The organism is Glycomyces tritici, assembly GCF_030403505.1.
Genome location: NZ_JAUEMJ010000004.1, coordinates 95,613 through 117,881, shown reverse-complemented (window position 1 = coordinate 117,881; position 22,269 = coordinate 95,613). Strand labels below are relative to the sequence as shown.

General features: G+C 70.2%; 17 protein-coding genes. 12 read left to right on the top strand and 5 right to left on the bottom strand.

Annotation, left to right across the window (positions count from 1 at the left end; translation table 11 throughout):
* Nucleotides 1-594 carry a GAF domain-containing protein gene (locus QWI33_RS14575; RefSeq protein ID WP_289957879.1) on the top strand — a complete coding sequence of 198 codons (594 nt, stop codon included), beginning with the start codon at nucleotides 1-3 and terminating at the stop codon, nucleotides 592-594.
* A gap of 78 nt (nucleotides 595-672) precedes the next feature.
* Here QWI33_RS14575 and QWI33_RS14570 read toward each other — a convergent pair whose 3' ends face one another.
* Nucleotides 673-1,869, bottom strand: coding sequence for an acyl-CoA dehydrogenase family protein (locus QWI33_RS14570; RefSeq protein WP_289957878.1), 1,197 nt, complete (start codon nucleotides 1,867-1,869; stop codon nucleotides 673-675).
* Between the two features lie 387 nt (nucleotides 1,870-2,256).
* Between QWI33_RS14570 and QWI33_RS14565 the strand changes: the two genes are divergently transcribed.
* From QWI33_RS14565 to QWI33_RS14555, 3 genes are all read left to right on the top strand, one after another.
* The gene (locus QWI33_RS14565) at nucleotides 2,257-3,993 is read left to right on the top strand and encodes a bifunctional metallophosphatase/5'-nucleotidase (protein ID WP_289957877.1); all 1,737 of its coding nucleotides are present in this window, start codon (nucleotides 2,257-2,259) and stop codon (nucleotides 3,991-3,993) included.
* A 154-nt stretch (nucleotides 3,994-4,147) separates the two neighbouring features.
* Nucleotides 4,148-4,933: a Bax inhibitor-1/YccA family protein gene (locus QWI33_RS14560; protein WP_289957876.1), complete on the top strand. Its 786-nt coding sequence runs from the start codon at nucleotides 4,148-4,150 to the stop codon at nucleotides 4,931-4,933.
* Between the two features lie 5 nt (nucleotides 4,934-4,938).
* A complete protein-coding gene (locus QWI33_RS14555) occupies nucleotides 4,939-5,241 on the top strand; it encodes a hypothetical protein (RefSeq protein ID WP_289957875.1) in 303 nt (100 codons plus the stop codon).
* Here the strand turns inward: QWI33_RS14555 and QWI33_RS14550 are convergent.
* A complete protein-coding gene (locus QWI33_RS14550) occupies nucleotides 5,238-7,316 on the bottom strand; it encodes an FUSC family protein (RefSeq protein ID WP_289957874.1) in 2,079 nt (692 codons plus the stop codon). The genes QWI33_RS14555 and QWI33_RS14550 overlap by 4 nt on opposite strands.
* 57 nt (nucleotides 7,317-7,373) lie before the next feature.
* Between QWI33_RS14550 and guaA the strand changes: the two genes are divergently transcribed.
* Complete coding sequence (guaA, locus tag QWI33_RS14545; protein WP_289957873.1) at nucleotides 7,374-8,918, top strand: glutamine-hydrolyzing GMP synthase; 1,545 nt, start codon at nucleotides 7,374-7,376, stop codon at nucleotides 8,916-8,918.
* Nucleotides 8,919-9,042: 124 nt separating this feature from the next.
* Entirely contained in the window at nucleotides 9,043-9,960 is a 918-nt protein-coding gene (locus QWI33_RS14540) for an NUDIX hydrolase (RefSeq protein ID WP_289957872.1), read from the top strand.
* On the opposite strand, the gene QWI33_RS14535 is transcribed toward QWI33_RS14540, so the two are convergent.
* The gene (locus QWI33_RS14535) at nucleotides 9,957-11,207 is read right to left on the bottom strand and encodes a phosphatidylserine decarboxylase (RefSeq protein WP_289957871.1); all 1,251 of its coding nucleotides are present in this window, start codon (nucleotides 11,205-11,207) and stop codon (nucleotides 9,957-9,959) included. The two genes, QWI33_RS14540 and QWI33_RS14535, sit on opposite strands and share 4 nt — an antisense overlap.
* Nucleotides 11,208-11,444: 237 nt before the next feature.
* On the opposite strand from QWI33_RS14535, the gene QWI33_RS14530 reads away from it, so the two are divergent.
* The 4 genes from QWI33_RS14530 (at nucleotide 11,445) to pcrA (ending at nucleotide 17,001) form a co-directional block, all read left to right on the top strand.
* A complete protein-coding gene (locus tag QWI33_RS14530; RefSeq protein ID WP_289957870.1) occupies nucleotides 11,445-12,572 on the top strand; it encodes a Cys-Gln thioester bond-forming surface protein in 1,128 nt (375 codons plus the stop codon).
* 428 nt (nucleotides 12,573-13,000) lie between these two features.
* The gene (locus QWI33_RS14525) at nucleotides 13,001-14,110 is read left to right on the top strand and encodes a Cys-Gln thioester bond-forming surface protein (RefSeq protein ID WP_289957869.1); all 1,110 of its coding nucleotides are present in this window, start codon (nucleotides 13,001-13,003) and stop codon (nucleotides 14,108-14,110) included.
* 277 nt (nucleotides 14,111-14,387) lie between these two features.
* Entirely contained in the window at nucleotides 14,388-14,651 is a 264-nt protein-coding gene (locus tag QWI33_RS14520) for a chorismate mutase (RefSeq protein WP_289957868.1), read from the top strand.
* A gap of 121 nt (nucleotides 14,652-14,772) precedes the next feature.
* Entirely contained in the window at nucleotides 14,773-17,001 is a 2,229-nt protein-coding gene (gene pcrA / locus QWI33_RS14515) for a DNA helicase PcrA (protein ID WP_289957867.1), read from the top strand.
* A gap of 110 nt (nucleotides 17,002-17,111) precedes the next feature.
* Here the strand turns inward: pcrA and QWI33_RS14510 are convergent, their stop codons facing one another.
* Together QWI33_RS14510 and QWI33_RS14505 are read right to left on the bottom strand one after the other, a co-directional pair.
* The gene (locus QWI33_RS14510) at nucleotides 17,112-17,891 is read right to left on the bottom strand and encodes a M23 family metallopeptidase (RefSeq protein ID WP_289957866.1); all 780 of its coding nucleotides are present in this window, start codon (nucleotides 17,889-17,891) and stop codon (nucleotides 17,112-17,114) included.
* A 263-nt stretch (nucleotides 17,892-18,154) separates the two neighbouring features.
* Nucleotides 18,155-19,156 (bottom strand): biliverdin-producing heme oxygenase, encoded by a 1,002-nt coding sequence (locus QWI33_RS14505; protein WP_289957865.1) that lies wholly within the window; start codon nucleotides 19,154-19,156, stop codon nucleotides 18,155-18,157.
* Nucleotides 19,157-19,431: 275 nt separating this feature from the next.
* Here QWI33_RS14505 and QWI33_RS14500 point away from each other — a divergent pair, with 275 nt between their 5' ends.
* Nucleotides 19,432-19,629 (top strand): hypothetical protein, encoded by a 198-nt coding sequence (locus QWI33_RS14500; protein WP_289957864.1) that lies wholly within the window; start codon nucleotides 19,432-19,434, stop codon nucleotides 19,627-19,629.
* Between the two features lie 39 nt (nucleotides 19,630-19,668).
* The gene (locus QWI33_RS14495) at nucleotides 19,669-22,194 is read left to right on the top strand and encodes a putative bifunctional diguanylate cyclase/phosphodiesterase (RefSeq protein ID WP_289957863.1); all 2,526 of its coding nucleotides are present in this window, start codon (nucleotides 19,669-19,671) and stop codon (nucleotides 22,192-22,194) included.
* The last annotated feature ends 75 nt before the right edge of the window (nucleotides 22,195-22,269 follow it).

Genomic DNA, 22,269 nt, shown 5'->3' with positions numbered 1-22,269 from the left:
ATGTCCATGCCCGAGAGCGAGTTCCGACTCACGATCACGCCCGATGACCCGGGAGCCACCGAGCGGGCCAAGCGCCTGCGCGACCTGGGGATCGGCAATCTGCCCGACCCCGAGTTCGATGAGCTCGCCCACGAGCTGACCGAGCTCACCGGTGCGCCTTACGCGATGGTGAACTTCATCGACGAGGAGCACCAGTACTTCGCGGGCCTCGCGGCCCCGACCCCGGATGCGGCCAGCCAGGCGATCGCGGGGGCCTCCGAGGCCCCCGAGGTCGGCCGCGAGATGGACCGCGACCACGGTTACTGCCCGCATGTGGTGGTGCGCGGCAAGGCCCTCGTCCTGGGGGACGTCTGCGACTACCCCCGGTTCGCGGGGAACCCGGTGGTCGACAAGATCGGCATCCGCTCCTATCTGGGGGCGCCGCTGATCGACGACGAGGGGAACACGCTGGGTACGGTGTGCGTGGTCGACACGGAGACCCACGACTGGGGCCGCCCGGGCCTGGAGATCATCAAGGGCATGGCCGCCAAGGTGATGGACCGGATCCGGGAGCGCAACGCCGGGATCCAGTCCGGCAATTCTCTGCAGGGGTGAACGAATGGGGAGGCGGCCGACGCCGCCTCCCCATTGCTGCATGCCCGAGCTTCCGGCCGATCCTCCGGATCTCGCGCTCTAGTGCACTGCGACCGCCTCGCCGTTGACGATGCGCTCGGACCACTGGCCCTTGGTCCGTCCCATCGCCGCCTCGGCGAGGCGCAGGCGCTGCACGTCGGAGGTGCCTGCGGGGGCGAAGATGTGGTACGCGTCCCGCAGGAACCGCTCGATCGGCCGCTCGGTGGTGAGGCCGATCGCGGCATGGATCTCCATCGCCTCGCGCGCCGAGTCCAGTGCGGACTCCACGTTGACGAGCTTGGCGTTCATCAGCTCGATGTCGCAGGGCATGCCCTGGTCGAGCAGGTGCACCGCGTGGTAGGCGGTGATCCTGGCCGTCATGAGCCGTGAGGTGATCTGTCCGATCTTCTGCTTGATGTTGTCGAGCTCGGCGAGGGGCTTCCCGTACAGCTCCCGTTGGGACGCGTAGGCGACGGTCTCGTCGAGGATCGCCTGGTGGATGCCGAGCGACACCGCCGTCAGGTTGGAGCGCCCGTACAGGATCGACGAGGAGTAGGCGACCGAGAGGCCTTGGCCCTCTTCGCCGAGCCGGTTCGTGGCGGGCACGCGGCAGTTCTCGAACAGGAGCTCCCCGAAGCTGAACCCGTGCAGGCCCATCGTGGACTGCTGCGGGGCCAGTGCGAACCCGGGCCGGTCGGACTCGACGAGGAACGCCGTGAGCCCCTTGGGGCCCAAGCCGGTGCGCACGACCACGCCGTGGAGGTCGCCGACATGGCTGTTGCCGACGAAGACCTTGTGGCCGTTGAGGATGTAGTCGTCGCCGTCGCGGACGGCCCTGGCGCGCATGCCGAGCACGTGGCCGCCGGAGGCGGATTCGGTGACGGCGATCGTGGGGAGGCAGTCGCCGTAGGCGACCTTGGGCAGCCAGGTCTTCTTCTGCTCGTCCGAGCCGTAATGGAGGATCTTGGCGACCCCGAGCTGGGAGGCCTGCACCATCGCGCCCATGGCACCGGAGACTCGGGCCAGTTCTTCGATGATGATGGTCTTCGCCAAGTGCCCCATGCCCATCCCGCCGTAGTCGACGGGGATGGTGACTCCGAGCCAGCCTTGGGCGGCGATGAGGCGGGAGAGCTCGTGGTGGACGGTCTTCTGGGTCTCCATCTCGGGGACGCGCGGGCGCACTTCGCGTTCGGCGAAGGCCCGGACCTCGGCTCTGAGGGCGTCGTGCTGTTCATTGGTGAAGTAGCCGGTCGTCAACGGGTAACCCCCTGTGGGCGTCTTGCTCGCCTATGACCGCTCCGCAGCAGTCCCCACCGGTGACGAGCTGTATATGCGAGTTGTATTCGCAGTGACTGTAGCAACCGGTTTCGCATGGGGCAAGGGTCGACAATGTGGACACGCAGTTGTGACGGGTCAGTAACAAGTCGCTGTGCTGCAAGGGATCACGTGCGCGAATACGAGTCTCGTATCGCGAGAGTGAGGGTGCGCTAACCGTCGCATTGTGCTACGGGATAGGCCGTCTTTACTGTTATCGGGGCGTTGTGAAGGCGTTATGCTGCGTTGACTCGGGTGCAATCGTCCCATGATTGGATCTGACTGGGGGCAGCCCCGGCCCGCCATCCCATCGACCTCCAACGGAGTGCCATGTTCACCATCAGAAGGAAGCGCCGCGCCGTGGCCGTCGTCGGCGCCGCGGCGCTCGCCGCGACCACGCTCGCCGTCGGCGCGTGGTCGGCCAACGCCGGCCAGCACCACCCCAACCGCGAGGTGGACCTGCAGCTGCTGGCCCTCAACGACTTCCACGGCTACATCGAGGCCAGCGCCTCCAACACGTGGCCGATCGACGGCGTGAACACGCCCGTGGGCGGCGCCGAGTACCTGGCGACCCACCTCGAAAAGGCCCGCGAAGGCGAGCGCTACTCCACGACCGTGGCCGCCGGCGACCTCATCGGCGCCAGCCCCTTCCTCTCCGCCGTGTACGACGACGAGCCGACGATCGAGTCCCTGAACGCCATGGGCGTCGAGGTCTCCTCGGTCGGCAACCACGAGTTCGACGCCGGGTTCGACGAGCTCAACCGCATCATCGAAGGCGACGGGGACTTCGAGGGCGCGGACTTCCCATACCTCGGCGCGAACGTCGTCGACGAGGCCACCGGCAAGCCCGTCCTGGACCCGTACTGGGTCAAGGACTTCGGCCGCGGCATCAAGGTCGGCTTCATCGGCATGACCCTGGAGGGCACGGGCGACATCGTCTCCCAGTCCGGCATCGCGGGCCTGGAGTTCACCGACGAGGTGGAGACGGCCAACAAGTACGCCAAGGAGCTCAAGCGCAAGGGCGTCAACGCGATCGTGGTGCTCATGCACGAGGGCGGCGTCCCGGTCGCCGAGGACACCGGCCACGAGTGCGAGTCGCTGGACGGCACGGCGGTCGGCATGTCCGGCCCGATCGTGGACATCGCCGAGAACATGACCCCGCTCGTTGACGTCCTGGTCACCGGCCACACCCACAACGAGTACGTGTGCTCGGTGCCCGACCCGGCCGGGAACCCGCGCATGGTCACCTCCGCGTCCTCGTACGGCCGCGTGTTCACGCAGATCGACGCGACGTATGACAAGCGCACCAAGGACATCGTGCGCTCGTCGGTGACCGGTTCGAACACGATCGTCACCCGCGACGTGGAGCCGAACGGCGAGCAGCAGGACATCATCGCCTCCTACACGGGCGAGGGCTACGACGAGGTCGCCAACCGCCTGGTCTGCCTCATCGCCGAGGACATCAAGCGCGCGCCGAACGGCAACCGCGCCGTCGAGTTCCCCCTCGGGAGCCTCATCGCCGACGCGCAGCTGTGGAACACCGCGAGCGCCGACACCGGCGGAGCCGAGCTGGCCCTCATGAACCCCGGCGGGGTGCGCCAGGACCTCGTGTACGGCGCCGGCACCCCCGGCGAGGTCACGTACAAGGAGGTCTTCGAGGTCCAGCCGTTCGCGAACTACGTGGTCACGCTCGACCTGACCGGCGCGCAGATCCTGGCCGGGCTCCAGCAGCAGCTGCCGAGCGCGGCCCGCTCGACGACCCTGCAGCTCCAGGTCTCCGAGGGCTTCACGTACACATGGGACAAGACCAAGACGGGCACGGACCAGATCGTGGCCGACTCGCTCATGCTCAACGGCGAGCCGATCGCCATGGACCAGACCTACCGGGTCACGATGAACTCGTTCCTCGCCGACGGCGGCGACTCGTTCACCGCGTTCAAGGACGGCACCAACCGCCTCTTCGGCGAACTCGATGTGGACGCGTTCGAGGACTACCTCGCGGAGTTCGGCACCGCCGCGGCGCCGCTCCAGGCGCCCGAGCTCGGACGGGTCACAGTGATCTCCTAGCTGTCTGAGTGGATTCACAGCGGCGGAGCAGGGAATGCTTCGCCGCTGTGTCGTGTTCAGGGCAGTGACCGGATAGGCTGATAATCACCCTTGAAATTCCAACGGAGGACCGCAGGTCATGGCAATGCAGAGCAGGAACTCATCCCTTCGAAATATGGTGAAGACCCAGTACAACGAGCAGCACATGGGTGCCGCGTACGGGCCTTACGGGCAGATGACCCAGGCTCCGCAGGCTGAGACCATGCGGATCGACGACGTCATCGTCCGTACTGTGGCGCTGGTCGGCGCGACCTTCGTCGCGGCGATCCTCACGTACTCGATGGTCGCCGACGGCATCGCGAACAACGACGCGGACGCCATCGGCACCGCCATGATGCTCGGGACGATCGGCATGGTCGTGGGCCTCGGCATCATGATCTTCTCGATGTTCAAGCCGGTCACGAACCCGTTCGTGGCCTTCGCGTACGCGATCGGCCAGGGCCTGCTCCTCGGCGGCGTCTCCGCCGTGTTCGAGCAGCAGTGGCCGGGCATCGTCGTGAACGCCCTCCTGGCGACCATCCTCGTGTTCGGCGCGATGCTCGCGCTGTACAAGTTCCGCATCCTGAAGAACTCGCCGATGTTCACCAAGGTCATCGTCGGCGCGGGCATCGGCATCTTCGCCCTCTCGATGGTCAACCTCATCGCGGGCGCGTTCGGCATGGACCTGGGCCTGTTCGCCGCTCCCGGCGAGTCGGCCTCGGCGCTCCAGTGGATCATCGCGATCGGCATCACGCTGTGGGCCGCGTTCTCGTTCATCCTCGACTTCGACATGATCGAGTACGCCGCGAACAACGGCGCCGCGAAGAAGTACGCCTGGGCGGGGGCCTTCGGCCTCACCGCGGGCCTCATCTTCCTGTACTGGAACCTGCTGCGCCTCCTGTCCTACTTCCAGGGCGACTAGCGGCTTTGAGCACCGAACTCGAGCGGGCGATCGGGCGTGTCGTCGAAGGCACGCGCCACTGGTCGCCCGCTCGCCTGTCCTCTCGGGCGACGGCGATGCACGCCCTCGTCCAGGCCCTGGCCGACCTCGCGGCCGACGCCGAGGGCCAGCCGCGGCGGATCGTGCCGCGCCTGCCGAACGACACGCACCTGCCCGACCAGCTGCAGGTGATCGGCCTCGACCTCCTCGAGTTCGAGTCGAAGCTCACCGAGGAGCAGCGGGCCGCCGCCGAAGCGGCGATCCAGCGGGCCCGGTCCGCGCTGTTCTAGGCGTTCCAGCCGGCCATGAGCAGGGCGGCGTCGTCCAGGGCCTCCACCACGTTGTCGGACTCCCAGCGCAGCACGCTGCGCCGCGTCCGCGTGTCCCGGTCCTCGATGGCCGCGAGGCGGAAGTCGAGGCGCTGCACGGCCTCGCTGAGGTCGATGCCGCGCGGCGGCGCGTCGCCCCGGGCCAGCGCCGCCAGCCGCAGGTAGGCCGTGTCGAGCGAGTCCGCGAACGCGTCGACCCCCGCGAGGCCCGTCGCCTGCTCGTCCCGGCCCAGCGTCGCATTCACCGCCACCAGGGCCCTTGCCGCCCTTGACAATGCCGCCTCCGCACCGAGTGCGTCCGCCGAGAGCGGGCCCGGCCCGGCGACCGGTTCGGCCTTCGCCTGGTCGGCGGCGGCGGTGAGGGCGGAGCGGCGGGCCCGGATCTGGTCGATCGCGGCGTGCATGACCTTGCGGTCGTAGTCGGCCGGGTGCGCCTGGCGGTCCAGGGAGAGCCGGGCGTAGTCGCGGTAGGCGTCCACGAGGTCCCCCAGGAGGTCGCCGAGGCGGCGGGTCTGCCAGGTGGGGGCGAGCGTGTAGAAGCCGATCGCGAGCGCCGCGCCCACGAGGGTGCAGGCGCCCCGGTCGAGTGCGGCGGCGATCGGGTTCTCACCCGAGAGGTCGATCTGGAACACGGTGAAACCGGAGACGGCCGCGGCGAACACGAGCATCGACACCGGCCGCGTCAGATAGGCGATGAGCGCGTACGCGAGCACGACCAGGCTCAGCCACAGCTGGTCCTGCGGCAGCAGCATCCCCAGGAGCGAGGCGAAGACGACGCCGCCGGTGGTGCCGACCGCGCGGGTGACGCCGCGGGTGAGGGTCCCGGCGAAATCGGCCTGCAGCACCAGCCAGGCGGTGAGCGGGATCCAGTAGCCGTGGCCGGTGGGCCAGGCGAGGCCGATGGTCATGGCGAGCGCGATGACGCCGGCGCGGCGCAGCGCGTGGTGGATCACCGGGTCGCGGCGGTGCAGGCGGGCCCGGAGCTGGCCCACGGCCTGGCGGGCGGTGCCGGCGGCGTGCGCGAGCGCGGGGTCGGCGACGACGTCGTCGCCGCCGGCGGTGAGGCGCTCGGCGAACCCGCCGGTCTCGTGGAGGGTGCGCAGGAGCCCGCCGATCTCGGTGGGCATGGTGCCGGTGGCGGTGGCCATCGGGTTCTGCGAGAGGCCGTCGAGGAGGGCGTCCCAGTCGAGTTCGGTGGGGGCGCGGGAGGTGATCTGCTCGGCGAAGTGGCCGAGGAGCCGGGCGGCGAGTTCCAAAGCCTCCGAATAGAACTCGACGGTGTCGCGGTCCTGCGCGTCGGCGCGGGCGCGCGCCGAGGCGACCCGGCCGATCGCGGTCGACACGGCGTAGATCTGGCGGCGCGCCTCCAGGACCGCCGCGGGCAGGGCCCGGCGGCGGTCGAGTTCCTGCGCGGCCTCGAAGAGCGGCTCGGTGCGGAACGGCGCGTTGGGGTCGGCGGCGAGCGCGTCCGCTTCGGCCGCGAGGGCCAGCCAGGCGTCGGCGAGGGTGCGCCGGTCCTCGGCCCACCGGTAGTACGGGGGCAGGAGCGCCGTCAGCGCCTGCACCGCGCCGCCCGCCGCGCACGCGACCGCCGCGAGGAGCACCCCGGCTTCGGCGGTGAGGTGATCGGCGAGGAAGAACATGATGCCGGAGACGGTGAACGTGACGCCCGCGATGTGCGTGACCGAGCCGATGAACGTGAGCGTGAACGCGTAGGCGGCCGCCGCGGCGATGAGCACGATCGGGTCGCCGATCGAGCCGAGCACGACCCCGAGCGCGCCGGCCGCGCCGACCAGCAGCGGCAGCGAGGGCCCGGTGCGGGTGCCGGGGGTCAGCATCGCGACGCCGCCGAGCCACGCGCCCATGACCGCGGCCTGCCCCCACGAGGGGTGGCCGGCGAACGCGACGGCGCTCATGGCGACCGCGATGCCGAACGCGGCGCGCACCGCGAGGACCGGCACGGCCTCGCCCGGCGTCCATGACCGCAGGTCCCGGCCGACCCGGCGGAACGATTCGCGGACCCCAGGGTTGAGCACGTCATCAGGGTAGCCGCGCCTTCCGGTGTGAGGCCCCTTACCGGTTACCCTGGTGGCATGCGACAAACGGTGCTGGTGGTCGACTTCGGTGCGCAGTACGCGCAGCTCATTGCGCGGCGCGTCCGCGAAGCGAACGTCTACTCGGAGATCGTGCCCTCCTCGATGCCCGCGAGCGAGATGCTCGCCAAGGAGCCGGCCGCGATCATCCTCTCGGGCGGTCCTTCGAGCGTGTACGCCGAAGGCGCCCCGCAGGTGGAGAAGGCCCTGTTCGAGGCCGGCGTGCCCGTGCTCGGCATCTGCTACGGCTTCCAGGCCATGGCCGCCTCGCTCGGCGGGACCGTGGCCAGGACCGGGCTCTCCGAGTACGGCGGCACCCAGCTCGACGTGCTCTGCCCCTCGAAGCTCCTCGACGGGCTCCCCGACCACCAGTCGGTGTGGATGAGCCACGGCGACTCCGTGACCGAGGCCCCCGCCGGGTTCGAGGTCGTGGCCCGCACCAACGGCGCCCCCGTCGCGGCGTTCGAGAACCTCGAGGCGCGCCTCGCGGGCGTCCAGTACCACCCCGAGGTCGCCCACACCCCGCACGGCCAGGCCGTCATCCGCCACTTCCTGCACGACATCGCCGGCATCAAGCCGAACTGGACGAACTCGGCGATCATCGACGAGCAGGTCGCCGCCATCCGCGAGCAGGTCGGCGACAAGCGCGTCCTCTGCGCCCTCTCCGGCGGCGTCGACTCCTCCGTGGCCGCCGCACTCGTGCACCGCGCCGTCGGCGACCAGCTGACCTGCGTCTTCGTCGACCACGGGCTGCTCCGCGCCGGCGAGGCCGAGCAGGTCGAGAAGGACTACGCGCAGCTCACCGGCATCGACGTGCGCGCCGTGGACGTCTCCGAGCAGTTCCTCACCGCCCTCAAGGGCGTCACGGACCCCGAGGAGAAGCGCAAGATCATCGGCCGCGAGTTCATCCGCACCTTCGAGGCCGCCGCCCGCGAGATCGCCGCCGAGAAGGACATCGAGTTCCTCGTCCAGGGCACCCTGTACCCCGACGTCGTCGAGTCCGGCGGCGGCACCGGCACCGCCAACATCAAGAGCCACCACAACGTGGGCGGCCTGCCCGACGACCTCCAGTTCGCGCTCATCGAACCGCTGCGCACCCTCTTCAAGGACGAGGTCCGCGCGATCGGTCTCGAACTGGGCCTGCCCGAGGCCATGATCTGGCGCCACCCGTTCCCCGGCCCCGGCCTGGGGATCCGCATCGTCGGCGAGATCACCCGCGAACGCCTCGACCTGCTCAAGGCCGCCGACGCGATCGCCCGCGCCGAACTCACCGCCGCCGGCCTCGACCGGTCCGTGTGGCAGTTCCCGGTCGTGCTCCTCGCCGACGTCCGCTCCGTGGGCGTCCAGGGCGACGGCCGCACCTACGGCCACCCGATCGTGCTCCGCCCGGTCTCCTCCGAGGACGCGATGACCGCCGACTGGTCCCGCCTGCCCTACGAGCTCCTCGCGAAGATCTCCACGCGCATCACCAACGAGGTCGCCGACGTCAACCGCGTCGTGCTCGACGTCACCTCCAAGCCCCCGGGCACCATCGAATGGGAATAGCCTCAGCGCACGGCCCGCAAGCGTCGCCTCTCGGCTCATACACGGCCCGCAAGCGTCGCCCCTCTGCTCACGCACGGCTCGCAAGCTTCACCGTGGCGCCGTGATCACGCCGTACAGTTGAGGGATGCAATTCCGGATAGCTGCGTACGGGGAGGTCCGTGACGAGAACGGCCGGGTCCTGCTGACGAGGCGGACCCGCGGGCGCGAAGCGGGCCCCTGGCACCTGCCGGGCGGCGTGCTCGACCACGGCGAGCCCCCGAAGCGGGCCGCCGGACGCCTGGTCGGCGAGCACACCGGCTACGAGGTCGCCGTCGGCGCGCCCCTCGAAGCGGTCGCCGTCGCCAGGCGGGGCGTCCACACCAACGCGATCATCTACACCGCGAAGGTCACCGGCGAACCCGGCGACGACTTCGAAGGCGACGCCGCCGAATGGGTCGAACCGGCCCGCGCGGCCGCCGAATCCCATTCGCCGTTCGTCTCCGCCTGCCTGCACCTCGCCGACGACCGGCTCGCCGGACGCGTCGACAAGGCCCCGCAGGAGACCCGGCCCGTCCCGCCCTCGAAAGCCAAGAAGGGCCGCCGCAGACGGGGCCAGCGCTTCGGCGCGTACGGGGTCGTCGCCGACGGCGACGGCCGCATCCTCCTCGCCCGCATCGCCGAGGGCTACCCCGGCGGCGGCACCTGGCACCTGCCCGGCGGCGGCGTCGACTTCGGGGAGTCCCCGCGCGCGGCCGTCTCCCGCGAGATCTACGAGGAGACCGGCCAGGCCGCCCAGGTCGGCGAACTCCTCAACGTCACGTCGTTCCGCCACCGCCGCGCGATCGGCCCCGAGGGGTACCCGCTCGACTGGCACGGCGTGCGCGCCATCTACTCGGCCACCGTCGAGGACCCCTCCGCCGCGCAGGTGATCGAGGCCGCGGGCGGCTCCACGAGCGAATCGCGCTGGTGGGACGCGGACGCGCTCGACGACCTGCCGCTGTCGGCGGCCGTCGAGGACGCCCTCCAAGTGGTCGACTTGAAGAATCTCGCAGCCCAGGCCTAACGCCAGCGCGCGAGCACCGTCTCTCCGGCGCGGATGGTCTCTCCCGGGACGACCGCGGCTTCGGCGGCGCCCGCGGGCAGGTACACGTCGGTGCGGGAGCCGAACCGGATGAGGCCGTACCGTTCGCCTTTCGCCACGGCCGCACCGGGTTTGGTGCGGTTGACGATGCGGCGCAGGAGCGCGCCGGTGCGCTGGGCGACGACGACGCGGCCGCGCGGGGTCGACAGGACCGTGTAGCAGGCGGCGTTGTGCTCGGCTTCGGGCGCGCTCACTTTGGCGTAGCCGCCGCGTTCGGTGAACACGTCCACGACTTCACCGGCGACGGGCGCGCGGTTGATGTGCACGTCGGTGACCGAGAGGTACGCGCTGATGCGCAGCCATTCGGCGCCGGCGGTGCCGGTGGCGGCGCCGAAGCGCTCGTCGACGACGGTCTCGACGGCCATGACGCGCCCGTCCGAGGCGGCGAGCACCGCTTCGGGCTCGTCGTCCTCGCCGCGCAGGTCCGCTTCGCGCTGCGGGTCGCGGAAGAACGCGGCGACCGGGACGGCGGCGAGCGCGGGCAGGACCCACGCCTTCGAGGAGGGCCTGATCTGCTTCGCGGCCCAAGCGGCCCCGAAGAGCAGCCCGGCGGCGATCACGCCGTTCGAGTCGAGGTGCATCGAGGGCGTGACGGCGACCGAGGAGGCGCGCCACGCGGGGGCGAGGTCTTCGGCGGGGGCGATCGCGTGCGGTTCGCCTTCGCGCTTGGCGGCGGAGCCGATGCGGAGCTTGTGGATGCGCACGGGCGGGAGCGACCGGACGATGAGGTCGGTGCCGATGCCGTACTCGGCGACGAGCTCGGCGATCTCCTCGCGGGCGGGCGCGGTGAGCGTGGCGGCGAAGGAGAGCACGCCGCCGGGCGCGACCTTCCCCCGCAGCAGCTCGATGTCGGCGATGAACGCCTCGGCCTCGACGGTGACGGGGGAGGCGAGCATGACCTCTTCGGCCGGTTCGGCGTCGGCGAGCGCGGCGACGGCGGTGACGTTCCCGGCGGTCCAGGAGCCCTCGGCCGCAAGAGAGGCCTTCAGGTCCTCAATGGAGACCGGGTCGGCGACGACGGTGAGCCGGTCGGCGGGCATCAGCGCCTCGAGCGCGGCGGTGAGGACCGGGTTCCCCCAGGCCGCGCCCACGACCAGGCCGGTCTTGGGGCCCCTCCGGCGAGCGAATTCGTCGGTGATGCCGCGAGCGGCGGCTTTCGAGATCGGCATGGCTTCGACTATAGAGCGCCTGTCTGACGGGTCCGGGTCGCGTTCGCGTGTTGCGCAAGGGTGAGACGCGACCATTGCCCTGGTTTGGGATCGTACTTTCGGCGGGTTCTGCACATCGTTCGGATGAGTGGCCGCGCCGTCACTCTGGGTCGTCTCGTTTCCCCTCTTGTCAGGCCGACCCGGCACTCCACTCACGACCTGCCGCCTCAAGTCCGCTCCCAGGAGGACCGAACCACGATGAGACTCAAGACGATCCGCACTCCGCTCGCGGGCACCGCCGCGCTCCTCGCCGCCGCTCTCATGAGCACGGCCGCGGGCGCCCCCGCCCGGGCCGAGGAGCCCGAGCCGGTCTCCGGCGACATCGTCACCGCCCCCGGCCTGGAGCTGCGCGGGCGGTTCGCGGAGGAGCGCTACGACGTGTGGGCGAACGTCCTCGGCCTCAAGCCGCACGGCGGCGAGGAGACGCTCGTCGTCTACTGCATCGACATCCACACCCCGCTCGACACCGAGAGCCCCTACACCGAGGGCGACTGGGAGGAGTCGGAGGTCGCGAACCTCGAAGAGGTCCGCTGGGTCCTGTTCAACGGCTTCCCGAACGTGGGCGCCGAGGAGCTCATCGAGACCTCCGGCGGCGAGGTGAACCCCGACTGGTCCGATGAGGAGGTCGCCGAGGTCGCCTACGCGGGCACGCAGGCCGCCGTCTGGCACTTCACGGACGCCTGGGACCTCTTGGCGGACAACCCGGTCAAGGGCGGCAACAGCGGCGAGGACGAGGCGGTCCTCGCGGTCTACGAGCACCTCACCGAGGACACCGGGCGCGTCCCGGACCCGTCCGAGTTCACCGTGGACCTCGAGGGCGAGGAGTCGGCGACCTTCGTCGACGGGCGCTTCGGCCCCTACACGATCCGCTCCAACGCCGGCCCCGTCGAGCTCACCGCCGAAGGCGGCCGCCTCGAGACCGAGGGCGGCGACGCGGTCGAGTCCCGCAAGGACGGCGAGGAGTTCTGGATCGTCCTCGACGAGGACACGAACGAGATCACCGTCAAGGGCACCGCCGCCTACGACCTGCCGGTGGGCCGGGTCTTCCTGGCCACCACCGACGAAGCGCTCTCGGACGACGCGGTCAACCCGATGACCGTGGGCGACTCGCAGAAGCTCATCCTGGCGCAGCCGCGCGAAGGCGAGGTCCCCGCCGAATGGCGCTTCGCCCTCGACGCGCCGCCGGAGGCCAGCGCCCCGCCGAAGCCGCAGCTGCCCGTCACCGGTTCGACCCTGAGCGTCGCCTTCGCGGCGGGCCTGGCGCTCCTGGTGGGCGGCATGACCGTGATCGCGCTGGGCAAGCGCCGCAAGGCTTCCGACCACTAAGACCTGAAGGATGCGGGCGCCCGCTTGCCGATGGCGAGCGCCCGCTGCCGCAGGAGCGTTCCGGACCACGTCGAACGGTCCGGACCCGGGCGCGCTCCGCGGTTCCAAGAAAGCCCGGTGCATGGTGCGGCCGGGGCCGGGGGAAGCGATCCCCCCTGGCCCCGGCCACTTCCGTCCCACCGGTACCCACTCGCCACCGTCCTTCGCCGACGGCCCGGCCTATACCGAATCGTTATAGTGGCGCGGCTCTCCGAGCTCGCGCCATTTCCCTTGCCGCGCAGTCGAAACCCAGCTCGGAGATTTCCTGCCGCCGAATGCAACCGGCAGCGTGCCGCTAACGTGTCGCATGAAGAGTCGGTACCGATTCAAGACTCGCAAGCACCCTCAGACCGCGTCAATCCCTCGGAAAAGCAAAGGGACTTCAACCAATGATGACCAAAGCCCTGAAAGGGACGATGGCCGCTGCTGCCGGCGTCGCACTCGGCCTCACCGGCGTCACCGCCGCTCAAGCCCAGGACGAGGAAGCGGGAATCCTCGCCGCCGGCAACGTCGTGATCGAGGACGACGGCATCGAGCTGTACGGCACCGCGGGCGGTGAGGAGAAGGAGCCGAACGCCTCGATGATCGCCCTCGACACCGGCGACGGCGAGTACCGCACCGTCTACTGCATCCAGCTCGAGGTCGACCTCGAAGAGCAGTACCTCCACGAAGAGCGCCCGTGGGACGACGTCCCCGTCGAAGACCTCCCGAAGGTCCTCGGCGTCCTCCTCGCCGGCTACGACGGCACCAACGCCGGCGAGCTCCTCGAAGAGGCGGGCCTGGCGAGCGACGACTACGGCGACGTCACCCAGGACCAGCTGGCCTACGCGGCCACCCAGTCCGCCATCTGGTCGCTGACCGACGGCTGGACCCTCGACGCCACCGACCCGACCGGTGACGACGTCGCCGACGAGATCGTCCCGGCGCTCCAGGCCTGGCTGCTCGAGAACTCCGCGCCCGTCGAGGAGCCCGAAGAGCCCTACTTCGACTACGACGCCACCGACGCCAAGGTCGAAGGCACCACCGTCGGCCCGTTCACCGTCGACACCAACATCGACTCGCTCAGCTTCGAGCAGCCCGAAGGCGCCACCGTCGTCGACGAGAACGGCGAGGAGCTCACCACCCTCACCGACGGCCAGGTCTTCTCCGTGAAGTTCGACAAGGCCGAGACCGCATCGGTCACGATCATCACCGACATCGTCGAATGGACCACCCCGGCCGGCCGCACCTTCGTCCCGGTCGACGCCGACGGCGCCGACGTCGAGGGCCAGCGCCTCATCCTCGCCGAGGAGTTCACCGAGGAGTTCTACTTCGAGATCCCCTTCGAGATCACCGTCGACGAGGTCCCGAGTGAGTCCCCGAAGCCGCAGCTGCCCGTCACCGGTTCCAGCCTGACCACCGTCGCCACCGTCGGCGGCGCGGTCCTGCTCGCCGGCGTCGCCGCGATGGTGCTCATGCGCCGCCGCGCCGCCCGCGCGGACTGGGGCTCGGACGCTTAACAGCGACTGAACACTGCGACAAACGCCACACGCCCGCTGGTCACACCGGCGGGCGTGTGGCATACTTGCCGCGTGACTCAGAGCGCGCGATTTTACTTTTACTACGGCCGGAACCGTCCGAGCCGTAGGTCGTCGCGCTGACACACCGACCTACCGGCCCCGGGCGAACAGCCCGGGGCTTTTTTCACGCCTGGGCAAATGTACGGCTCGCCAGCGCCGCCGCGAGGCGGCTACCGCCCGGAGTTCGATACACGCATCGCTCTAAGGAGAAGCCCTGATGACCGCATCCGCCGAAATCGCACCTGACGAACTCCAGGACCTGCGCACCGAGATCGACGCCCTGGACGCCGAGATCATCCGCCTGTGGCAGCGCCGCGCCGAAGTCTCCAAGCGCGTCGGCGAGATCCGCATGGCCAACGGCGGCACCCGCCTGGTCCTGGACCGCGAACGCGCCATCCTCGAGAAGTACCGCTCCGCCCTCGGCGACGACGGCATCCAGATCGCGATGCTCGTCCTGCGCTCCGGCCGCGGACCGCTCTAAGCCGCAGACCGCTCTCAAGAGTGACGCCGCGCCGTAGCCGGGCCTTGGAAGACCACCGTCGTGCCCGGCGCGGCAACTGCGCCTCCGTGATGCCTTGCAAGCTGCGGCATAATTGAACGCGATGAACGACCTTCTGACCGGCCTCAACGAACCGCAACGCCAAGCCGTCGAGCACGCCGGATCCCCGCTGCTCATCGTCGCGGGCGCGGGCTCGGGCAAGACCCGCGTCCTCACCCACCGCATCGGCCACCTCCTGGCCGAGCGCGGCGCCCACCCCGGCGAGATCCTCGCCATCACCTTCACCAACAAGGCCGCCGCCGAGATGCGCGAACGCGTCGACGCCCTGGTCGGCCCGCGCTCGCGCGCGATGTGGGTGCTCACCTTCCACTCCGCGTGCCTGCGCATCCTCCGCCGCGAGGCGCACCGGCTCGGCTGGAAGTCCAGCTTCACGATCTACGACACCGACGACGCCCGCCGGCTCCTCACCCAGATCGTCAAGGACCTCGGGCTCGACTCCAAGAAGCAGTCGCCGCGCTGGTTCGCCGCCGAGATCTCCCGGTTGAAGAACGAGCTCATCGGCCCCGAGGAGGCCGCCGCGAAGGCCGACGACGCCCGCGGGAAGCTCGTCGCCGACGTGTACGGGCAGTACACCGAGCGCCTGCGCCTCGCCCAGGCCGTCGACTTCGACGACATCATCGGGTCCACAGTGCACCTGTTCCAGGCGTTCCCGGAGGTCGCGAAGTCGTACCGGCTGCGGTTCCGGCACGTCATGGTCGACGAGTACCAGGACACCAACCACGCCCAGTACACGCTGGTGCGCGAACTCGTCGGCACCGGCGAGGACCGCGCCGAGCTGTGCGTCGTCGGCGACGCCGACCAGTCGATCTACGCCTTCCGCGGCGCCACCATCCGCAACATCATCGAGTTCGAGCGGGACTTCCCCGACGCCAAGACGATCCTGCTGGAGCAGAACTACCGCTCCACCCAGACGATCCTCGACGCCGCCAACGGGGTCATCCGCAACAACACCGAGCGCGGCCGCGAGAAGCGGCTGTGGAGCGACGAGGGCCCCGGCTCGGCGATCCTCGGCCACACCGGCGACAACGAGCACGACGAGGCGGCCTGGGTCGCCAACCGGATCGACGAGCTCGTCGACGCCGGCGAGACCAGCTTCGGCGACGCCGCGATCTTCTACCGCACCAACGCCCAGTCGCGCGCGTTCGAAGAAGTGTTCGTGCGCCGCGGCATCCCGTACAAGGTCGTCGGCGGCGTGCGCTTCTACGAGCGCAAAGAGGTCCGCGACATGCTCGCGTACCTGAAGCTCACCGCGAACCCCGACGACACGGTCTCGGCGATGCGCGTCGTCAACACGCCCAAGCGCGGCGTCGGCGACCGCGCCGTCGCCGAGATCGAAGCGCTCGCGGCCAGGCTGCGGCTCTCCTTCCCGGCCGCGCTGCACCGCGTCGACGAGGCCCCCGGGGTCTCCGGCCGCGCCCGCACCGGCATCAAGCGGTTCTGCGAGATCATCGACGCGGCAACGGAACTCGCGAAGACCGCCCCGCCCGAAGAGGTGCTCGACAAGCTCATCGGGGACACCGGCTACCTCGAGGGCCTGGAGCAGTCCAAGGACCCGCAGGACGAGGGCCGCATCGAGAACCTGCAGGAGCTCGTGGCCGTCGCCCACGAGTTCACCGAGTCGGTCGTGCGCGGCACCACCGAGGCCGACGAAGCCGACCTCACCGCCGACGTGCCGTCGTTCCTGGAGCACGTCGCGCTCGTCTCCGACGCCGACTCGATCCCCGACCCCGAGGCGGAGGAGGGCGGGGTCATCACGCTGATGACCCTCCACACCGCGAAGGGGCTGGAGTTCGACACGGTGTTCCTCACCGGCCTCGACGACGGCCTGTTCCCGCACGAGCGGTCGATGAACAAGCCCGGCGACATGGAGGAGGAGCGGCGCCTCGCGTACGTGGGGCTCACCCGCGCCAGGAAGCACTTGCATCTGACCCGCGCCGGGACCCGCAACATCTTCGGGCAGCCGCAGTACTATGCGGCCAGCCGCTTCCTCGCCGAGATCCCGGGCGACCTCATCGAATGGTCCGAGTCCGCGCCGCCGCCGCGCGTCGTGAAGCCGAAGTCGACCGCGAACTTCGGCTCGCCGATCGTCATGCGCAACGCCGCGGACATTCCGTCACTCGACGTGGGGGACAGGGTCACCCACGACAAGTGGGGCCTCGGCCGTGTCGTCGAGCTCAAAGGCTCGGGCCCCAGGGCCCAGGCGCGCATCGACTTCGGCGACGGCGAACCGAAATGGGTCATCCTCAGGCTCGCACCGGTCAGCAAATTGTGAGCGTCGCTCACTGTCGTACCCGTGTGGGATGGTGTCCTTTTCACTGGTAGTGGAGAAGGTGGGATAGGGAGGGTACCCGGGGCCGCCCGTACGCCCTCCTGCCCGCCGCCTCAGCGCAGGTCGAGCCCGACCTCCGCGAGGTAGCTCAGCGGCTCCACCGGCTCGCCGTTCACATGCACTTCGAAGTGCACATGCGAGCCGAACGAGCGGCCCGTGTTGCCCGCATTCGCGATCTGCCCGCCCGCGTCCACCCAGTCGCCCTCGCCCACGAGCACCTCGGAGTTGTGCGCGTAGTAGGTCTCGACGCCGTCGCCGTGGTCGATGATGACGAGGTTCCCGAACCCCGTCTCCCACCCGGCGTGCGTGATCGTGCCCGGATACGCGGCGTACACCGGGTCGCCGGTCGCGGCGTCGAAGTCGACCCCGTTGTGGTTGCGGCCCCAGCGCTGCCCGAACAAGGACGTGATCGTGATGTTGTCCAGCATCGGCTCCCACTTGATCTGCGCGTCCTGCCCCGTCACCGGCGACGTCCGCTCCGACATCACGACCTCCTCGGCCGTCGCCGCGCCCAGCGGCGCATCGGCAGGGGACCCGCCGTCCGACCCCGTCTCCGGGACGCTCGCCTCGGCGGCGAGCGCCGCGATGTCGGCGACCGCCTGCGACGTACCGGGTTCGCTCTCTTCGGAGGAGAACCCGGCCCCCGTCGCCATGGCGACGATCGACGCCCCGGCCACGGCCGAGCCGACGACGGCGGTGTAACGGCGTTGCGTCCCCGCCAGCAGCGGGGAGAGTTCTGCGGCCCACGAGGCGCGGTGCTGGCCCCTCGTGCGGTGCGGCCGGGCGGCGTGACGCCTGATCTGGTCGGCGGATACCGGTCCGGTGTCGGACATGCGTACTCACCCTTGATGAAGCTGGCGAGCCGTGAAGCGGCACGGCTCGTGGCGGTGCCCATCGGCGGCGGCGGAGGACTCGGAGTCCCGGGGGGCCGGCCGGCCGTGGGCTTGGCAACCGCCACACGGTAGCGCCGCGAGCGACGCTCGCGCGAGATTCGTCACCGCCCGGCGTGTCGCGACAATCAGGACATTCCCGGGCGGTAGTGGTCACGCGTTCACCGTGATGATTGATGACTCGCGAGACGTCAGGAAGTGCCGATTCATGACTCGCGCGCTTCGTCGAGAAGCGTGGCCTTCGACTCGGTGAACAGCCGCACGATCTCCGGCCGCACCTCGGCCCGCTCCGACAGCGGAGCGGCCCACTCGACCCGGACCGCCGCCTCGGCGCCGTCCACGACCACCGCGAAATCCGCGCCCTCGCCGTCGAAGCCGGTCATGCGGGCCGTCGCTGCATCGCGCCTGCCGCCCGCGCCCCGGCAGATCACGAGCGTGTCCGCCGCGTGGTCGGTGTTCATGTGGTGGCAGATCGCGGCGACCACCTTCGGCTCGAACGGGTTGCGGTCCAGGCCCTCGCCGAGTGCCGCGAGCACCGCCCCGTTGTGGTCGTAGGCCAGCAGGACCTCCTCGATGACGCGCGCCCGGTCGGCCTCGGCGAGGTCGACTCCGTCGAGCCGCGAGCGGTACTCCTCCTTGAACGCCTTGGGGCTCTTGATGTCTGCGAACTCGTAGAACGACGCGCCCGCGGCCTCGAAGCCGTAGTTGCGGCGGGCGGCCTTGCCGAAGGCCTGGCCGCCGGAGAGGTCGCCCAGGTAGCGGGTGTACGCGTGGGCGATGTAGCCGCCGGGCCAGTCGGCCGTCACCGCGTCGATCCGGTCCACGTAGGCCCTCGTCTCCGGGAGCGGTTCGATCCCTGAGCGCCACTTCGGTCCCATTAGGAACTGCAGGTCCGCCTCGATCGCGGGAACGCGCGCCAGCTCAGGGAACACGAACGGCCCCGCCACCGGGTCGTCGGCGAAGCGCGCGGCCGCGGCCTCGATCGCCTCGTACACGAAGTACTGCTGGGCGTGCCAGCGCGTGTAGTCGCCGACGCTCAGCGAGCCGTCGAAGAGCCGGTCGAACACGCCCGGGGCCTTGATCGCATCGGCGTCGGCCGAGGGGTCGAGGCCTTGATGGCGCGACCAGGAGGCTTCGCGGATCCGGGCCGAGAAGAGGGTCGTACCGGTGTCGGCCGGGCCGTTCGCAGCGGCGGTGTCTGCTGGCATGTGCGCATTCCTTTGTCGAACTACGATCATGTTCTTGAGTAAGGCGAGCCTAACCTATAGGGGTGCCTGCGGGTAGGCGCGCGAACACCCGACCCGTGAGCAAGGCTCGTGCGGGCATCGGAGAGAATGGTCATGAGCCGTGCTCACCCGTACGGTTGAACCAGAAAGAGCGCGAGAATCACGGTCCCAAGCCTTCCCCAGGGCCTGCGGACTGTGGCACCATGGGCTCTACTGGTCCCCTTGACAGCACATTCCCACACCTCACGGGAGGCCTCGTGAAACCGGTCAAACTTTTCAAGAAGCTCGGCGCTGCGCTTTCCGCGGGTCTCCTCGCGCTCGGCATCATCGCCGGGGCCGCCTCTTCGGCCTCCGCCGACGTGGTGGCGAACGGCGGGAACGCCGGCGAGCTCTCCAGCGCGCAGCCCGATGGCGCAACGGCGCTGGGGATCGCCAACGCCGGCGAACTGTCCTAGCGACGGTCCCGCGATCAGCGCCGTGCGCCGGGGCCGTCGATGATCCGCCAGCGCCATCCCCAGATCTTCAGGATCCTGCCCTGGCTGTTCACCGCGCTTCCGTTCGCGCTGATCGCGGGAACGCTCGTCCGCTTCGGGTTGCCCGACAGCAGCCCGCCGGTGCAGCTCGCGCTCTTCGCGGTCGGATTCGCCGCGGCGCACTCGCTGCTGATCATCCAGTACTTCCGGCACCACCGCATCGCCTACAGCCTCGCGGACATCCCCCTCGTCCTGGCACTGTTCTACCTCGACCCGTTCTGGGTCATCGCGACCCGGCTGGCCGCCTCGCTCTTCGTCTACGCGCGGCGTTACGTCGTCCAGGACATCGGCGCGCTCAAGCCGCTCTTCAACACCTCGCTCACCACGCTCGGCGCGGCGTCGGCGACCGTGTTCGTCGCCGCAGTCGGCCTGCGCGGCGCGGCCGACCCCTACACCTGGCTCGTCCTCATCGGCGCCACCATCATCGCGGGCGTCGTCACGACCGTCTTCATCTCGGTGATGCTGCTCATCATCGACGGCTGGAAGAGCCTCCTCAACGCCTGGTCGGGCTTCCTGCTGAACATGGTCGGCCCCGTCCTCGCCGCCTCGACCGGCGTCCTCGTGCTCATCCTCTTCGAAGCGACTTTGTGGACCGCGGTCCCCGTCGGGATCGTCACCGTCGCCATGCTCTACTTCGCACGGAACTACATCGCGCTCCGGCGGCAGCGCCAGGTGCTCACCCAGCTCAACGACTTCACCCAGCTCGTCTCGGACTCGGTGCGCTCCAACCGGCTCATCGATGCGATGCTCGGACGCCTCCGCGAGATCCTCGCCGCCGAGGCCGCCACCGTGTGGGTGCCCGCCGAAGGCCGCTACTCCGAGATCCGCCTCACGGCGGGAGCCGACGACGTCGGCCTCACCGACCTCGACCCCGTCCCGGTCGTCTTCCAGCGGGAGGTCATCGCCAGCGGTGAGTCCATGCTCCTGGGCATCAAGAACGCCACCGCCGAGCAGCGGGCCCTCCTTGAGGACGCCGACCTCCGCAACGTGATGCTGGTGCCGCTCCGCGCCGGCGACGACGTCTACGGCTGCCTCTCGGTCGCCGACCGCATGGGCGGCCAGGAGTCGAGCTTCCTCCCGGTCGACCTGCAGCTGCTGGAGACGGTCGCCGCCCATGTGAGTGTCGCCGTCGACAACTCCCGGCTCACCGACCAGCTCCGCTACGACGCCTACCACGACCCCCTCACCGGCATGGCCAGCCGCCGCCGTTCGCTCGAAGCCCTCCAAGAGGCGCTTTCCATCACCGTTCCCGGCGAGGTCGTCGCCGTGTTCATGTTCGATGTGGACTCGCTGCACGAGATCAACGACGCGCTCGGCCACGAGGCCGGCGACACTGCGCTGAAGGAGTTCGCGAAGCGCCTCAAGGACCACGCGCCCGCGGCGTCGTTCCTCGGCCGCATCGACTCCGACGAGTTCATCCTCCAGACCCGCCTCGCCTCGACCGACGAGGCGCTCGACACCGCGCGGCGGCTGCGCGCGGCCGTCCAGGGGCCGTTCGAGGTCGGCGGGGTCGCGGTGAGCCTCTCAGCGGCCGTCGGCGTGGTCACGCACCCGGACTTCGCCGCGGACGCCGACGAGCTCCTCAAGCGCGCCGACGGGGCCACCAGGCAGGCCAAGAACGCGGCGGACGGCGTGCAGCTCTACCACTCGGGCCTCGAATCGGAGAGCCTGCGCCGCATCGGTCTCGCCTCCGACCTGCGTCGGGCGCTGGACCGCGGCCAGCTCGAAGTGCACTTCCAGCCGAAGGTCCGGCTCGACCGGGCCCTCGGCGACTCCGGGGCGGTCATGGGCGCGGAGGCGCTCGTGCGGTGGCCGCACCCGACGTTCGGGCTCGTCGCGCCGGAGGAGTTCATTCCGATCGCCGGGTCGACCGGTCAGCTCGGGCAGCTCACGGAGACGGTGCTGGACGAGGCGCTGCGGCGTTCGGCCGAATGGGCCGGTGAGGACGGGGCGCTGCCGATGGCGGTGAACCTGTCGCCGCGCACGCTCGCCGACGCGGACTTCCCGGACAAGGTCGCGGCGCTCCTGGAGCGGCACGGGGTCCCTGCGGAGCGGTTGACGTTCGAGATCACCGAGGACGACGTGGTCTCGGGGGAGCCGCGGCTCACGCCGGCGCTCGACCGGCTGCACGAGATGGGCGTGCGCCTCTCGGTGGACGACTTCGGCACCGGGTACTCCTCGCTCGCGTACCTGCGGCGGCTGCCGGTCCAGGAGATCAAGATCGACCTGCGGTTCGTGCAGGGCATGGCGACCGACGCGGACGACCGCGCGATCGTGGAGGCGGTCCTGGGCCTGGCCCGGCACTTCGCGATCGACGTCGTCGCGGAGGGCATCGAGGCCCACCAGACCGTCGAGCAGCTGCGCGGGCTGCAGTGCGAGGCCGGTCAGGGCTACTACTTCTCGCGTCCGCTGCCGGCCGACCGCTTCGCGGCGTGGCTCGCCCAGCAGGACGGCGGACGTGGTCAGAGCCGCCTCCGGGTGGTCTAGGAGGGGCCCCGGCCGCACTACTGTGGCCCGCACCGCAAGGCGGGCCCCGCGTTCGTTCTGGGCGGCCCGTCATGT

What these genes read in the sequence shown, in the direction of transcription:
- QWI33_RS14575 (WP_289957879.1), top strand. Translation starts at nt 1, where the DNA reads ATGTCCATGCCCGAGAGCGAGTTCCGACTCACGATCACGCCCGATGAC.
- QWI33_RS14565 (WP_289957877.1), top strand. Translation starts at nt 2,257, where the DNA reads ATGTTCACCATCAGAAGGAAGCGCCGCGCCGTGGCCGTCGTCGGCGCC.
- QWI33_RS14560 (WP_289957876.1), top strand. Translation starts at nt 4,148, where the DNA reads ATGGTGAAGACCCAGTACAACGAGCAGCACATGGGTGCCGCGTACGGG.
- guaA (WP_289957873.1), top strand. Translation starts at nt 7,374, where the DNA reads ATGCGACAAACGGTGCTGGTGGTCGACTTCGGTGCGCAGTACGCGCAG.
- QWI33_RS14540 (WP_289957872.1), top strand. Translation starts at nt 9,043, where the DNA reads ATGCAATTCCGGATAGCTGCGTACGGGGAGGTCCGTGACGAGAACGGC.
- QWI33_RS14535 (WP_289957871.1), bottom strand. Translation starts at nt 11,207, where the DNA reads ATGCCGATCTCGAAAGCCGCCGCTCGCGGCATCACCGACGAATTCGCT.
- QWI33_RS14530 (WP_289957870.1), top strand. Translation starts at nt 11,445, where the DNA reads ATGAGACTCAAGACGATCCGCACTCCGCTCGCGGGCACCGCCGCGCTC.
- QWI33_RS14525 (WP_289957869.1), top strand. Translation starts at nt 13,001, where the DNA reads ATGATGACCAAAGCCCTGAAAGGGACGATGGCCGCTGCTGCCGGCGTC.
- QWI33_RS14520 (WP_289957868.1), top strand. Translation starts at nt 14,388, where the DNA reads ATGACCGCATCCGCCGAAATCGCACCTGACGAACTCCAGGACCTGCGC.
- pcrA (WP_289957867.1), top strand. Translation starts at nt 14,773, where the DNA reads ATGAACGACCTTCTGACCGGCCTCAACGAACCGCAACGCCAAGCCGTC.
- QWI33_RS14510 (WP_289957866.1), bottom strand. Translation starts at nt 17,891, where the DNA reads ATGTCCGACACCGGACCGGTATCCGCCGACCAGATCAGGCGTCACGCC.
- QWI33_RS14505 (WP_289957865.1), bottom strand. Translation starts at nt 19,156, where the DNA reads ATGCCAGCAGACACCGCCGCTGCGAACGGCCCGGCCGACACCGGTACG.
- QWI33_RS14495 (WP_289957863.1), top strand. Translation starts at nt 19,669, where the DNA reads ATGATCCGCCAGCGCCATCCCCAGATCTTCAGGATCCTGCCCTGGCTG.